11 protein-coding genes are annotated in these 15,805 nt (G+C 43.5%); 9 read left to right on the forward strand and 2 right to left on the reverse strand.

From position 1 onward, the window contains the following. Positions 1 to 113: 113 nt before the first annotated feature. Together BLV86_RS03425 and BLV86_RS03430 are read right to left on the reverse strand one after the other, a co-directional pair. Positions 114 to 605, reverse strand: a complete 492-nt coding sequence (locus BLV86_RS03425; protein WP_090815127.1) for a hypothetical protein — start codon at positions 603 to 605, stop codon at positions 114 to 116. A 245-nt stretch (positions 606 to 850) separates the two neighbouring features. Beyond that, the gene (locus BLV86_RS03430) at positions 851 to 1,939 is read right to left on the reverse strand and encodes a PTS sugar transporter subunit IIC (protein ID WP_031555935.1); all 1,089 of its coding nucleotides are present in this window, start codon (positions 1,937 to 1,939) and stop codon (positions 851 to 853) included. 368 nt (positions 1,940 to 2,307) lie between these two features. Here BLV86_RS03430 and BLV86_RS03435 point away from each other — a divergent pair, with 368 nt between their 5' ends. The 9 genes from BLV86_RS03435 to BLV86_RS03475 all read left to right on the forward strand — a co-directional run bounded on the left by BLV86_RS03435 (position 2,308) and on the right by BLV86_RS03475 (position 15,803). Next, positions 2,308 to 2,523, forward strand: coding sequence for a hypothetical protein (locus BLV86_RS03435; RefSeq protein WP_031555939.1), 216 nt, complete (start codon positions 2,308 to 2,310; stop codon positions 2,521 to 2,523). Positions 2,524 to 2,709: 186 nt separating this feature from the next. Then, the gene (locus tag BLV86_RS03440; protein WP_090815128.1) at positions 2,710 to 3,495 is read left to right on the forward strand and encodes a Cof-type HAD-IIB family hydrolase; all 786 of its coding nucleotides are present in this window, start codon (positions 2,710 to 2,712) and stop codon (positions 3,493 to 3,495) included. 12 nt (positions 3,496 to 3,507) lie between these two features. Next, a complete protein-coding gene (locus BLV86_RS03445; RefSeq protein ID WP_090815129.1) occupies positions 3,508 to 5,154 on the forward strand; it encodes an ABC transporter substrate-binding protein in 1,647 nt (548 codons plus the stop codon). 7 nt (positions 5,155 to 5,161) lie between these two features. Continuing rightward, entirely contained in the window at positions 5,162 to 6,202 is a 1,041-nt protein-coding gene (locus tag BLV86_RS03450) for a FecCD family ABC transporter permease (protein WP_090815130.1), read from the forward strand. Next, positions 6,189 to 7,109: an ABC transporter ATP-binding protein gene (locus BLV86_RS03455; protein ID WP_090815131.1), complete on the forward strand. Its 921-nt coding sequence runs from the start codon at positions 6,189 to 6,191 to the stop codon at positions 7,107 to 7,109. Before BLV86_RS03450 ends, BLV86_RS03455 begins: the two co-directional genes overlap by 14 nt. A 171-nt stretch (positions 7,110 to 7,280) precedes the next feature. Then, positions 7,281 to 8,954, forward strand: a complete 1,674-nt coding sequence (locus BLV86_RS03460) for a sirohydrochlorin cobaltochelatase (RefSeq protein WP_090815132.1) — start codon at positions 7,281 to 7,283, stop codon at positions 8,952 to 8,954. A gap of 85 nt (positions 8,955 to 9,039) precedes the next feature. Further along, complete coding sequence (locus BLV86_RS03465; RefSeq protein WP_090815133.1) at positions 9,040 to 9,753, forward strand: hypothetical protein; 714 nt, start codon at positions 9,040 to 9,042, stop codon at positions 9,751 to 9,753. Positions 9,754 to 9,953: 200 nt separating this feature from the next. Further along, positions 9,954 to 12,092, forward strand: a complete 2,139-nt coding sequence (locus BLV86_RS03470) for an HD domain-containing phosphohydrolase (protein ID WP_090815134.1) — start codon at positions 9,954 to 9,956, stop codon at positions 12,090 to 12,092. An 18-nt stretch (positions 12,093 to 12,110) separates the two neighbouring features. After that, positions 12,111 to 15,803, forward strand: coding sequence for an ATP-binding protein (locus BLV86_RS03475; RefSeq protein WP_175456432.1), 3,693 nt, complete (start codon positions 12,111 to 12,113; stop codon positions 15,801 to 15,803). Positions 15,804 to 15,805: the final 2 nt, after the last annotated feature.

A 15,805-nucleotide genomic window follows, 5' to 3' on the forward strand; every position in this document is an offset into this window, starting at 1 on the left:
AGTTGCCGGTCATCATTTGCAGACCGGCAACTTTTGTGATAAAAAAAGAGAGGAAAAACCTCTCCTTCTCATATGTCCACTCTTATCAATCTCGCAAGATACGCGGCTTTGATTTACAATTTGAAATCTTCAGGATAGTCATCGTAGTATAATGACAGATATCTGGGGCATTCCTTGATGCCCAGCTCATCCAGAAGCTTTGCAAATATCTCATCCAATTCTTCTTTTGTGAGATTTTTGTCGTAATCCGTCATTTCCCAGGGATATTGAGGCATCCACAGGAGGCAGTCGCCGAAAGCTTCTTCTCCCACGAACCCGAGAAAACCTGTTGTGCCATGATCTATATTGAGAACTAAACCAACCATGTAAGGAAAAAAATCCATGCCATGATCAAAAAGAACTGACTCATAATCATTGGCGCTTATTTTGTTATCATGATAGAGACAACCAAGCATATCATCCATTTCAGTTTCAGGATAGAGACTCTGAATAACTCCTCTATGCTTTGTTATGAAGCTGATAACATTTCCGCAGCTGAGATCATTAAGCTGGATGCCATAGCCACTTATGGCTCCTTTTCCAAAATCACGTTTGTTTATACCCATTCCACAACCCTTCCTTTATGAAATTTTCATAATATTTCTTATTTGATTTTTACCCGTTCCAAATATCCTTATCTGATTTAATGATACCATAACGAAAGGTTTAAATGTAGTTGCTTAATAAAAAAGTTCGAGGCAAAACACCTCGAACTTTTAAGTATTACAGTGCCGTCTAAAGGAAAATATCTGCCTTGCAGACCGGCGGTTTATGGATGAGTAGTGGAGAATAGTTTCAACTGTTCAAATTATCAAAGCTTCATGTCTCCGGGTTTTACCCAGCCGAGCTTTGTAAAGAACATATTGAATACCGGACACAAAACTGCGGGAAGGATGAAGCATATCAGGAATAAAGCGATCCAGTCATTTGCTGTGATGGCAGCCTTTGTACCGGCCTGAATGTCATTGAGCCAGCCTGTATAAACACCGATCTGACCGACGAATCCGCAGGTTCCCATACCGGATGAAATAGGAGTTCCGTTCATCTGCATTTTAAAAACGCATGTTGCGAGAGGTCCTGTGATGGCGGAGCAGAGTATGGGAGCAATCCATATGCGGGGATTCTTAACTATGTTTCCCATCTGGAGCATGGAGGTTCCTATGCCCTGGGATACGAGTCCGCCCACGCCGTTTTCTTTAAAACTCATAAATGCAAAGCCTACCATCTGTGCACAGCAGCCTGCAACTGCAGCACCGCCGGCAAGTCCGGTGAGGCTTAAAGCCGCACATATGGCTGCGGAAGAAATGGGAAGTGTTAATGCTATGCCCACGATGACAGACACAAGTATTCCCATTATGAAAGGCTGCTGAGCGGTAGCCCACATTATAAGAGTTCCGGTTTTCATGGCTGCCTTTCCAAGTGCAGGAGCCCACAGGGCTGAGAGGAAAATGCCTACGCCGATGGTCAGGAGCGGAGTTATAAGAATATCTATCTTTGTCTCCTTTGAGATGGCTTTACCGGCTTCTGCTGCGAAGATTGCTACAAAGAGTACCGCGAGAGGTCCGCCTGCACCGCCCAAGGCATTGGAAGCGAAGCCTACTGTAATGAGAGAAAACAGAACCAATGGCGGGCAATGAAGTGCATAACCGATGGCTACAGCCATTGCCGGACCACTCATTGCGGAAGCAAGTCCGCCTACGGTATATTCCGTGCCTGCGATTGTTGCCACTGTGCTGGTCAGGAACGGAATATGAAACTGGGAACCAAGCGTGTTTATGATAGTTCCTATAAGAAGTGAAGCAAAAAGTCCCTGTGCCATAGCACCCAGAGCATCGATAAGATAGCGCTTCACTGATATCTCGATATCCTTACGTTTCAGAAATGATTTGAAATTTTCCATTGTTTTCCCCCTTCATGTATAACGAATAAAAAAATCCGAGATACTGCTTGAACTGCACTGATCATCAGAATGATAAATTTTTATCATCTGAAGAAACTGCAATTGAAAAACATTTTACACCAAAGAAGAGATATATAAAATTATATTTTTGAATATCTACTATTATTTTTTATAAATTTTGTAAAAATAAATAATCTTTTGTTATAGTAAAAATAATTTTTGCCGATATAATAAAGAGTAAAGAAATTTTTGTGTAACAAATTTACAGCACTATGTGAGTAATTGTACGGGTCTAAAATGTGTGTCGGCAGCAAATGGCAGGATCTGTATGTTAACTCACTGATTAGTCTTGATATAGGAGGTATTTCATGGTTATCAACGAGACTAGAATTTACAAGAACATTGCGGACGGAAAACATGCTGCCGTTATCAATGAAGAGGAGGGTATGATCACTCTTGTCACGGGAATGGCAAACATTTTCACTGTTACCGCAAAAGAACTTGCATCGGCATTTACACCGACCCATAATACGTTTTCTTTGGAAGACATGGATCTTTGGCAGTTGCAGGTGCTGGACAGATAAGACGATCACCTTGACGGGCGACCGTCTTTTTTTTATTGGGAGGAACAGTTCAGCCGGCGCAGGCCTGCGAATGCCCCGGCTGAACTGTTCTGCATATCAATGAAACTTGCATGTCGCCCCGAAAATATATAGAATAAAAAACTGTACAGTAAAGAGCAACTTTAAAGAGTTTGAGGTTTTTAATTTATGAATAAAATTGTGATTTCGGATGTGGATGGAACTTTGGTGAAGGATGGGACTTTTGATATCAATCCGGAGTACTGTGAGGTGGTGAAGGAGCTGCTTGGTAAGGGGATACAGGTGGTGATTTCCAGCGGAAGGTCGTTCTCCAGTGCTTCGAAGCTTTTAGGTTCACTTGTAAATGATTTGTATTTTATTTGCGATGGAGGAACCAGCATCTGGAAGAACGGTAAAATCATCAAATCTTTTCCAATGGAAGAAAGTCTCTGGAAGGGGTTATTTAGGGATGCTATGAAGATTCCCGGGTGTGATGGTTTTATTTCAACAGGAGCTGCAGGATATGCACTGGATCCGGATAGTGAGATGTATCACTGGCTTACTGAGTCTTATGGGTTTGAGATGACTCCTATGAAGGATATCGAAGATATAAAGGACCCGGTTATTAAGTTTTCGATTTTTCATGGAGTTGACTGTGAGGAGGCATGCAGGGAAAGCTTTACTCCAAAATGGAAGGATAAAGCGAAGATTGCATCAGCCGGCAGTGCCTGGATGGATTGTGTGGAGAAGCATGCAAGCAAGGGGACTGCATTAAAATGGCTTCAGGAGTATCTCGGTATCAGTAAAGAGGATACTTATGCCTTTGGGGATAATATCAATGACATGGAAATGCTCAAGAATGCCGGACACAGCTACGCTGTCGGTAATGCAAGAGATGAGCTTAAGGCTGTTGCGGATGAGGTAATAAAGCCTTATTGGGAAGATGGCGTACTTGAAGTTTTGAAGTCATTATGATTGAGGAAATAAATGACCCGTAAAACAATTCTGCCGGTTCTGCTACTGGCATTTTTCTTTCTTATATCTTGTGGAAAATCAAGGCCTGATGGCACATATGTTCCTTCGGTATTTCATTATTCCGGAGGAAGCGGCAGGGTGACCATAACCTGTGAAGAGGTTGAGCTTTCATACGGAGAAGCTGTGGCCTCAATATCGTTTTCCAGTCCGAATTATGAGTATGTCCGTGTTGATGATACAAAGATCACCGGAGAATATACGGATAAATCATCGACTTTCAAAGTGCCTGTGAAGCTGGATGAGGAGATGACGCTCATAGGCTGCACCACGGCTATGTCCTCACCCCACGAGATAAGCTACACGATATACATTTCTCTCGATGAAATATCGGGTGCGACAAATAACCATAATATTAGTGCCGAAGGAAATAACCCTAAAAGCAGTGCGGCGGGAAATGACCCGGGAAGCAGTACTGAAGGAAAAACCCTGGGAAGCAGTGCAGTTACCTCCGAAACGAAGGTCAACCACGAAGAGAGTGGCGAAGTAAGCATCGGAAGTAATACGGAGGATATAAGAGCCGAAGTAAAAGTACAGATCAATGATAAGTCCTTAGACCTTGCAAAAGAAATACCTGCTATAGAAGGATTAAATTATGATCACTCTATGGAGCTTAAGTATGCAAAGGGTTTCGCGGTTCACTATTATGATAATGATATAAAGCTTATTTCAGTCATAGACGGAAGCAGGTTTCTCCTACTCCCGAGGGATGCTGAGGTGCCGGAAAAACTACCGGAAAACACAACAGTTCTGAGAAAACCGGTCAGTAACATATATCTCGCTGCAACAAGTGCCATGTCACTTTTTGATGCCCTGGGGGAAATCGACTCTGTCAGCTTTACCGGTACGGATGTGTCGGGATGGAGCATTGAGGCACCGAAGGAAGCATTGGAATCAGGCAGGATGAAGTTTGCGGGAAAGTACAGTGCGCCGGATTATGAAACCCTCATTACGGGAGGCTGTGAGCTTGCCATAGAATCAACCATGATCCTTCATGAGCCTAATGTGAAGGAGCAGCTTGAGACTTTGAGCATTCCCGTTTTTACTGACTGGTCAAGCTATGAAACAAGTGCTCTTGGTCGCACAGAATGGATTCGTTTGTACGGGGCTTTTCTGGATGAAGAGGAAAAGGCGGAAGCTTTCTTCGAGGATGAAGTAGTGCGGTCAGGAGCCGATACCGGCTTCAAAAAAACGGATAAAACCGTTGCCTTTTTCCATTTCAACACCCGGGGACTTGCTATAGTCCGGGATTCAGAAGATTATGTTTCTGCCATGATAAGAGACGGCGGCGGTATAAATGTTTTTGATTCCATTGAGTCCGGAAGTACCGGCATATCTATGGAAGAATTTTACGCAAAAGCTTCCGGGGCAGATTTTCTCATCTACAACACAAACATTGATACGGATGTAAAAACCCTCAACGACCTTCTGAACAAATCTCCGCTTTTAAAGGATTTTAAAGCGGTAAAAGAGGGTAATGTTTACCTTATCGACAGGAAATTCTATCAGTCTACGGACAGGGTTTCCGAATTTGCGAAGGACATAAACATTATTTTAACCGGCAGTGATGAAGCTGCGGCTTTTCTGGTAATATGCAAATAATATAATAATGAATGAAAAGAATACAATAGGTCAAAAAAGAATACATCGATATCTTTGGGTCGGCATCTTTCTGGTCCTGGCATTTTCTGTCGTATTTGTACTCAATATTATCACAGGAAGTGTGCCGGTTTCCGTAAGTGACATCCTCGGGATCCTGACAGGCACCGCAGGTGATACCAATGTCTCCAAGATCATCCTGATCATCAGGCTGCCGAGAGTTATCATGGCCGCTCTTCTGGGAGGGGCTCTTGCGGTATCCGGGTTTCTGCTTCAGACCTTTTTTGGAAACCCTATAGCCGGACCCTTTGTGCTGGGCATATCCTCAGGGGCCAAATTCACTGTTGCCCTCAATATGATTTTCTGGGTAAGTATGTCAAAATCCGGCTCATCGCTTTCCATGATTCTTTCAGCCTTTGCCGGTGCACTTCTGTCAACAGCATTCATTATCTTTGTTTCCGGAAGCGTCAGGCATAAAGCCGGACTTCTGGTGGCCGGAATCATGATAGGCTATATTTGTTCCGCGGCAACGGATTTCCTTCTGACCTTTGCGGAGGATAAGGACATCATAAATCTGAGAGGGTGGTCCATGGGCAGTTTTTCCGGTATGAGCTGGGACGGGGTTTGTGTCTCCGCCGCAGTCATAGGCATTACCCTCATCATCACTTTTCTTTTATCAAAACCCATAGGAGCGCTCCGGCTTGGAGAGAATTATGCAAAAAGCATGGGTGTCAATGTCAAAGTCTTCCGGATAGTCATCATCCTTTTATCAAGTGTTCTTTCGGCCTGCGTAACCGCCTTTGCGGGACCGATTTCTTTTGTGGGTATAGCAGTTCCGTTTCTTTCAAAACAGATGCTTAAAAGCTCGGAGCCCACGGTGCTTATTCCGGTATCATTTATGTGCGGCGCGGTTTTCTGCATGTTGTGCGATCTTATAGCGAGATGTACTTTTGCTCCTACGGAGCTTAACATAAGCACGGTTACAAGTATCTTTGGAGCTCCTATAGTAATTTTTATGCTGATAGACAGGAGGATGGATGGGAAGGTCTGAAAATTATACCGACAAAGAAATGGCCAATGATGCCTTGAAACCGAACGGACCTTCCGTTAGGGATGATGGCGATATCCTAAAAAAAAATATCATCAATCCCTACGGCCTTTCTGTAGGGGACGACAGTAATGCCACTATGAAAGATATCATCAGGCTCAACGAACTTTCCGTTGGGTATGAGGGTAATGCCATCATAGAGAACATTGATTTCGTCATCGGAAAAGGAGAGATAGTCACCCTGATAGGCCCAAACGGAGCCGGAAAGTCAACTATTTTAAAGACTGTCTCAAGACAGCTTCAGCCGGTTTCCGGAGTTGCTTATGTGAACGGACGGGAGCTTGACGGGTATGATCAGGGGGAGCTTGCGAAAGTTCTGTCGCTGCTTTTGACTGAGCGGATAGATCCGGAATATATGACCGGCAGAGACATTATCGAAACCGGAAGATATCCTTACACAGGTAAAATGGGGATACTCAGTGAAAGTGACCACGCTGTGGTGGACAATGTCATAAAGCTCTTGGGAATTCAGGAGCTTGCTGACAGACTCTTCAGGAAGCTCAGCGACGGGCAGAAGCAGAGGATACTTATCGGAAGAGCTCTTGCCCAGGAGCCGGAGATACTGATTCTGGATGAACCTATGTCATATCTCGACATCCGACATAAACTGGAACTGATAGAAATATTTAAAAAGCTGAGAAGCGAAAGACACATCACTATAGTCATGTCTCTTCATGAATTTGAGCTTGCGAGAGTTATTGCAGATAAGGTCATATGCGTAAAGGAAGAAGGCATTGGCAGGACAGGGAAACCGGAAGAAGTATTACAGTCTTCTGTTATCAAGGATCTTTATGACATTACGGATGAGCAGTTTGAGCTAATGTTGCAATCCATGAGATTCGTGTTATAAATAGGATATGCGGGATTTATGGCAGTTCAAAAGGAACTGCCATATATAAGCCTTATCCCATCGCACAGAGAATTTAAATGAGCTGACAATCCCATGTGAGCGCTTCGTGCGGAATGATTCGATGTCGATTTTTAATATTTACATCAAGAATGTATTTTTAAGGGAGGAATTATGAAAAAGAGAAAACTTGCAGTGATTTTAGCCGCAGTGCTTACATCAGTCACGATGGCGGCCTGCGAAAGCACAAGTGTACCTGAAGCAGGTGCAGCAACAGAAGCGGCTACGGCTCAGGAAAATGAAAAGGCTGAAGAAACAACAGAGGAAGCAAAAGAAGAGACAACCGCTGCATCAGGCGAAGCTTCCGAAGAAGATGATAAGGCAAAAGCTGATCATGTTGCCGAACTTATCGACGCCATTTATGTTCAGGAAAGAAACGATGACACAGATGAGCAGTGCAGGGAGGCAAAGGAAGCCTGGGATGCTCTTACAGATGAGCAGAAGAAAATGGTTGAAGGTGAACATGCAGATCCCGATTATTTCGGAAGAGATACAGGTGATGCCTCAAAGGACGATCCTTTGAATGCCGACGACATTGGCGAAAACGAGCTTCTGGTGGTGAGCTTCGGAACATCCTTCAATAACAGCAGAGCAGAAGACATTGGCGGTATCGAAAAGTACCTTGCAGAGGAATTCCCGGACTGGTCAGTAAGAAGAGCTTTCACCGCTCAGATCATCATTAACCATATACAGGCCCGTGATGAGGAAAAGATCGACAATGTTGAGCAGGCGCTGGAGCGTGCCGTTCAAAATAAGGTGAAGAATCTTGTGGTTCAGCCTACACATCTAATGCATGGTGCGGAGTATGACGAGCTCTGCGACACGCTGGCAGATTATGAAGATATGTTCGAGAGTGTTACCGTTGCTGAGCCTCTCCTTGGCCAGGTAGGAAAAGATGCAGATACAGTAAATGAAGACAAGGAGTCCGTAGCCGAGGCGATCACAGAGGAAGCGCTTAAGACTGCCGGTTTCAAGGATATAAAGGATGCAGAAAAAGACGGCACAGCTTTCGTATTTATGGGCCACGGAACCTCTCATACAGCAAAGGTGACTTACAGCCAGATGCAGGCACAGATGAAAAAGCTTGGATATGCCAATGTTTTCATCGGAACTGTAGAGGGTGAGCCTGAGGATACAGCCTGCGAAGCGGTTATCGAAAAAATAAAGGATGCCGGCTACAAGAAGGTTATTCTCAGACCTCTCATGGTAGTTGCAGGAGATCATGCAAACAATGACATGGCCGGTGATGAAGAGGATTCCTGGAAGAGCATGTTCCTTGCGACCGAAGCATTTGACAGTGTGGACACACAGATTGCAGGTCTCGGAAGCATAAAGGAAGTTCAGGAAGTTTATGCCGCACATTCCGGTGCTGCCATCAAAGCTTCACAGAAATCAGCCGGAACCGGGCGGACCACAGAAGAAGTAACTGCCCTTGAGGACGGAGAGTATGATGCCAAGTTCACCACCGATAGCAGCATGTTCCATGTAAATGAAGCTAATGCCGACCTCGGAAAACTTACTGTGGAAGACGGCAAGATGACTATCCATGTAAGTCTTGCTTCAAAGAATATAGTAAAGCTCTTCCCGGGTACAGCAAAAGATGCCGAAAAAGCCGGTGCAAAGACATTGGAACCAACTACTGATGAAGTAACCTACTCCGACGGAACAAAGGAAGAGGTATATGGTTTCGATATCCCGGTTGAGGCACTGGATGAGGAATTTGACCTTGCCCTCCTTGGAACAAAGGGAAAATGGTACGATCATAAGGTGAAGGTGACATTGGCCTGACCATTTGATTTTTTGTATAGGCTGAGGTATTATCTGTTTACTGTTTTTTGCCGATTAGTATAATAGGACCACGGAGGACACATGTATGAATGCTATTAAGAAAAAAATAGATGGTTTTGAAGATCATTATATTTTATATATTTATGATGCAGATGACAGAGTGTACTCTGCATATATGGGGAAGGGTAATGAAGATCTCCTCATCCTTCTGGACAGGTCCCAGGATGACAGATTTCAGGTAATGGAGGATTTTGTCGCCTACGTGGATGGGCGTATAGAGGATGGTTCCATCGTTTCTACCTATGACAAACTGGCTGAGACAGTTGTTAAATGCACCCATGACAAACTTCAGGAATTTAACCGTGATATAGAACAGCTTGACAAAAAATACAATGATTCAAAAGCAGAGATTGAAAAGCAGTCGCAAAAGCTTAAGCAGGATGTTGGAGACGCGATTGATATAAATGGTATACATGAGATAGACATTAACTCTCCTTTGGGAAAACAAATCATGGAAACCCTGAGAGATCGTTTAAGTGCTATGTCGGCTCCGCAGCCTATGCCGGCCATGTTTCCTCATGGCAGAGCTTTTCAGATGAGAGCTAATGTTGACAAGGATGGAAGAGTCTCCTTCGGACCTGACGACGTCAGCAATATGATGACAGAAATCCTTTCCAATATTATCGTTGCAGAAGTAAAGAGTGGAAGAAAACTGAGCGAGGCCCTGGCAGACGTTGACAACATCGTAAACACAGTTTCCGCCAATGCAGCGAAACTGACACTCAGATTTAAATCCTGATAAAAATAGAAATCAGTTCAGCCAAAACAAAGGCTGAACTGATTTTTTTTATTATAAATTTATATATTTTTTGAGAATTCTGCCGACGAATATATTATAAGTCTGTGCATTACAAAGAATAGGAAAAATCTGTCAAATTCAGAGCTTCTCATTAAAGCAAAAGTACCCTTGATGGTCTTACATATACGGAGCAACGGATTATGGAATATAATTCTAAAAGAATACAACGGAATATCCGGGAACGTGCCATCCTTGTGATCATTGGTGTGATCATAAATGTGGTCATGTTTTTCATTGTGGAAAAACTTGAGCTTCCTATATTTATGGATACCATCGGAAGCGTAGGCGTTGCTGCCCTTGGAGGAATATTCCCCGGAGTCCTGACGGCATTTGCAACAAATATCATATGCAATTTTATAAAAAACGGAATGCTGTATTTTGCATTCGAAAACGTATTGGTTGCCATGTACACTGTTTGGTTTTTGAGAAAATACGACTTTCAAAAACCGGTTGATGCGTTGCGGTTTGCACTTGTCTCAGGCACATTTTCGGGAATTCTGGGAACTATGGTGGGACTTGGAGTATTTGAGTCACCCCTGAGTTTTTCCATGAATGTATTCATTGAGACTCTCTCAAGATCGCTGCATACTTCCTTCGCTGTTTCCTATTTGATCATCAATATACTTTTCAACATTCTGGATAAGGCATTAACAGTTTTTGTTGTATCCTTTCTTCTTCGTTATATTCCTGAAGGAAAAAAGAGGAGCATCATTGCAGGAATATGGAGGCAGAGACCCCTCACTAACGAAGAACTTGTTGAGATAAAAGAATGGGAAAAGGATCTGAAGAAATCCTCCAGAACCAGGATGACCCTCGTTATCGTAAGTATAGCTTTCATACTATGTACCGTAATGGGATGGATAGGCGGAAGCATTTACTATGAAAACGAAAAAAATGACAGAACTGAGAATGCAAAAAATGCAGTTGTCTTCGCGGCCTCTGTCATTGATCCCGGTAAGGTCAATGACTACATAAAAAGAGGCAGGAGCGTTGACGGTTACAATGAAACGGAAGAGCTTCTTTATAAGATTCGTAAAAATGCCATAGGGGTAGAATATCTGTATGCCCTGAAGATAGATGAAAGAGGCGTGATATTCATCTTTGATCTGGAATCGGACGACGGTGCAAAGACTTATGAACCCGGTGAGTTCAGTCTCATTGAAGATGCTTTTTATCCTTACCTGCCGGACCTTCTTGAGGGAAAGGAGATTGAGCCTATAGAGAACAACAGTCTAGGCAAATGGCTGCTGACAGTTTATTACCCCGTGAAAGATGAAGAGGGTAATTGTGCCTGCTATGTGGGCGCCGATGTAAGTCTTGATTACATGGCGATATATATGCAGAAGTTCCTTCTCAAGGTAATGACTATTCTTGCAGGATTCTTCCTGGTTATACTGGTTTTTGCTATCTGGATGTCAGATATTTACAATGCCTTCCCTATAAGCAGTCTTGCAAAGTGTGTGGACAGCTTTTCACATTCCGGATATGACCAGAAAGCACTGGATAACAATGTGAGAGCTCTCAGGAGACTTGATATCTATACCGGAGACGAAGTGGAAAAATTATACACCTCTATCTGCGATATGACCCTGAACCAGGCAGAACAAATGAGAAGCCTGAGACGTCTTAACGAGTCCACAGCAAAGATGCAGCAGGGGCTTATCATGACCATGGCAAACATGGTGGAAAATCGTGATTCCGACACAGGTGCACATATTCAGAAAACAGCGGCTTATGTGAAGATAATTGTTGAAGGTCTGGAGAAAAAAGGTTATTACGCGGAAAAGATAACCCCTAAATTTAAGTCGGATGTTGTGAGAAGTGCACCTCTTCATGATGTAGGGAAGATCAATATTTCAGACAGTGTGCTTAACAAACCCGGAAAGCTTACTCCTGAAGAGTTTGAGATCATGAAGACCCATACGATTCATGGAAAGAAGATAATCGAGGATGCCATAAGTACGGTTTCGGGTGAAAGCTATCTGAAGGAAGCCCGTAATATGGCAGCTTACCATCATGAAAGATGGGACGGAAAAGGGTATCCTGAGGGACTTCACGGAGAGGTTATCCCTCTTTCTGCCCGCATCATGGCAGTTGCCGATGTGTTTGACGCACTTACCTCTCCAAGAGTTTATAAACCGGCATTTCCTTTGGATAAAGCCCTGGAAATACTGAATGAGGGCGCCGGAACCCAGTTTGATCCAAAGTGCATAGAAGTATTTTTCGAGGCAATGCCTGAAGTAAAGACTGTTCTAAGAAAGTATAACAAGACAGAGTAAGTAGGAGTAATGATGCTCATGATGTATCCGGTAAAAAACAAACTGAAGATATTGGTGACTGTACTATGTATGGTCGTCTTTGGTTTTTGTGGCCTTAAGGCATCAGCTGCCGAAGCGGGGAGCAGTGTGCCCGAAGGTGCCCCGGTCAAGATAGGCGGAGGTTACGCTGCGTCGGGACAGGTGGCCGGAATGTCATACACAACCGAGGTTTACGATGCAACAAACGGGCTTCCCACTTCCGATGCCATGTGTATCCTAAGTGCCTCGGACGGGCATATCTGGTTAGGCGGATACAGCGGTGTACTGCGCTATGACGGACAGAGATTTGAGAGACTGGATTCCACCGGCGGTCTCACCAGCGGTAGAGATATATTTGAAGACAGTAAAGGCAGGATATGGGTTGGAACCAATGATAACGGGGTGGTTGTCGTTGATGGAGAAAACAGTACTCACTACACCTATAAGGAAGGACTGCCATCCTCCTCAGCCCGTACGTTTACAGAGGACAGTAATGGTAATGTCTACATCGGAACCGTAGGGGGACTCGTATACATAGATCTTGACGGAAGAGTAAGAAGGCTTTCGGACGAAAGAATAGAAAGCCACCGCATCTTACAGCTTTCAAGAACCACAGGCGGTAAGGTTTACGGTCTTACTTTTGGAGGAATCATTTTTACCATCAAAGACGGTTCTTTGTCGGAAGTCCATACCGGTGAAGAATTTAACATAGACGATATTTCATCAATATTACCGGACCCGAAGAATGATGGGAAAATCTACATCCTGACCGAAAATTCCGAGGTTTACTATGGGGATTTCGGGGCTTCAGACGGTAAAATGGAGCGGATATCAATTGCCCCCATTTCCAATGCTCACTGGATAAGCTATAACTGCGGCAGGATCTGGGTTATGTCTTCGGATACGGTAGGGTATCTTGATGATTCACACAAGCTTCAGGTACTCTCCAATATAAAATTCCATAGCGGTCTCGAAAAGATGACAGCTGATTATCAGGGTAATCTCTGGTTCGTATCCTCAAAGCAGGGAGTCATGAAGCTTGTTTCCAACAACTTCATTGACCTTACTGAGGATACCGGAGTAAATGAAGGCGCAGTTAATGCAGTCTGCCTGGTAAACAACAATATACACATAGGCTACGACGGCGGCTATAAGGTTATCGATAAAACAGGAAAACTTTTAAATGATGAGCTTACAGGATTCCTGGGAAAAAACAGGATCAGAAATATCCTGAAGGATTCAAAAAGCAATGTCTGGGTATCGGTTTATACAAACGGAATGGGTCTTGTAAAAAGAGAACCTTCGGGACTCATTACTGCCTATACAAAAAAGGACGGTCTTCCGTCTGAAGAAATAAGATGCACAACCGAAGCCGGAAACGGAGATATACTGGTTGGTACTAATGAAGGAATGGCGGTCATCAGTGACGGCAAGGTGACCAAAACATTCGGAGCAAAGGAAGGACTCACAAACGGAGTCATTCTTACACTGGCGCAATGTGCCGATGGCAAAGTCTACCTTGGTACCGATGGCGGCGGTATTTTTGTGATAGAAAATGATAAGGTTACAAACATTACCCGTGAAGATGGACTCACCAGTGATGTTATCCTCCGAATAAAGGAAGATAGCGAAAGAAACGTTATCTGGGTCATAACCTCAAACTCTGTTCAGTACATAAAGGACGGAGTCCTGAAGCATGTCTCAAGCTTTCCTTACAGCAATAACTATGACATTTACTTTGATGAGGGAGATAAACTTTATGTCCTGTCATCATTGGGACTCTACATCGTTGACGACAGGGAAATGCTTTCCGATTCCATCAATGAATATGATCTCTATACTGTTAAAAACGGAATGCCTTATGCCATAACGGGTAATTCTTTCAGTGCAATGAACAGTAACGGAGAGCTTTTTATCGCGGGAAGACAGGGTGTTATCAGAACAGGTATCAAAGAGCTGAACCAAAGCAGTTCCTACGTTAAGATAGGTCTGGAAAGCATAGACTGTGACGGCACAAAGGTATATCCGGATGATAACGGGCTCTATACCATTCCGTCAGATGTAAGCCGTGTAAGGATACTTCCGGATATTTTTGAATATTCCATGGCAGATCCGCTTATTCACGTATATTTACATGGAGTATCCGATGAAGGTGTTTATGAAAACAGAAGTCAGCTAAATGCACTGGAGTACACAGATCTTCCATACGGAAACTATGACCTTCATGTGGAGGTATTTGAAAAAGATGGAAGAACCGTAATTTCTGATGTGGTTTACCGGCTATATAAGAAGCCGAAACTGACTGATCTTCTTATCATTAAGCTGCTCAGGATACTCATCATAGCAGTCTTTGTGGGACTTCTGGTATGGCATTTCATGAATAATACCATCATCAGAAAACAGTACCATGAGATACTTCTGGCAAAGGATGAGGCTGACCGTGCAAACAGTGCAAAGACACGATTCCTTGCCAACATAACTCAGGAGCTGCGTACCCCCATAGATACTATAATGGGAATGGATGAAATGATTCTCAGGGAGGATACGGAAGGAGTACCCAGGAATTATTCCATGTCCATAATGAATTATGCCATGGACATCAGAAATGCCTCTGAATCCCTCCTCAGCATAATCAATGATTTCCTGGATATTTCCAGAGTCGAGTCCGGAAAAATGTCTCTTATCGAACAATCCTATGAAGTAAAAGATCTTCTGAAATCTGTGGTTTCCATGATAAGAGTCAGAAGTTCCGAGAAGGAGCTCAGTTTCGATGTAAAAGTGGATGAGATGATACCTAAACAGCTTTACGGTGATTCCGGAAAGATAAAGGAGATAGTATTGAACCTTCTCACCAATGCTGTAAAGTTCACGGATAAGGGAGGCTTCAGGCTTAAGGTTTATATGCCGGAACGTAAAGATGATGTATGCAGCCTTGTATTTTCCGTTAAGGATACGGGAATAGGAATCAAAGCAGAGGATCAGGACAGGCTGTTCACGGCTTATGAGCGTCTGGTAAAGGACTCAAAGAACAATATGCAGGGGATGGGACTTGGCCTGGATATCTCAAAGAGATTTGCCGAGCTTATGGGAGGCAATCTGATCTGTAAGAGTACATATGGAAAAGGCTCAGAGTTTATCTTTACCGTACAGCAGAAGATAATGGATGCTTCGCCCATGGGAGCATTCCTTGAAAATGAAGAGGATATTATAAAGGGTCAGTATGTTCCTCAGTTTATAGCACCGGATGCGGATGTTCTGGTGGTTGATGACACTCCAACGAACCTAAGTGTCATAAAGGGGCTTTTGAAGCCAACCAAGATATTTGTTACCACCGCTTCAAGCGGAGAGGAATGTCTCGAAAAACTGAAGGAGACCAGATTCAATATCGTCCTCCTGGATCATATGATGCCGGGCATGGACGGTATGGAAACTCTTGAGAAGATAAGGGAAAAGTATCCTGAGCTTCCGGTCTACGTACTTACAGCCAACACAAGCCTAAGTGAAGAATATTATATCTCCAGAGGTTTTAACGGAAGGCTCACCAAGCCTATAGACAGTCTGATACTTGAAAAGACAGTACTTAAGCATCTCCCTGAGGAAATGGTGGAGAAACCGGACACAGGTAAAGTTATTGATGAGTTAAAAAATCCAAAAGACAAACAGAAGCTCATGAATACGGATCAAAAAGAATGATA

Origin of the sequence: Oribacterium sp. KHPX15 (genome assembly GCF_900107835.1) — a bacterium.
Taxonomy (GTDB): domain Bacteria; phylum Bacillota; class Clostridia; order Lachnospirales; family Lachnospiraceae; genus Oribacterium.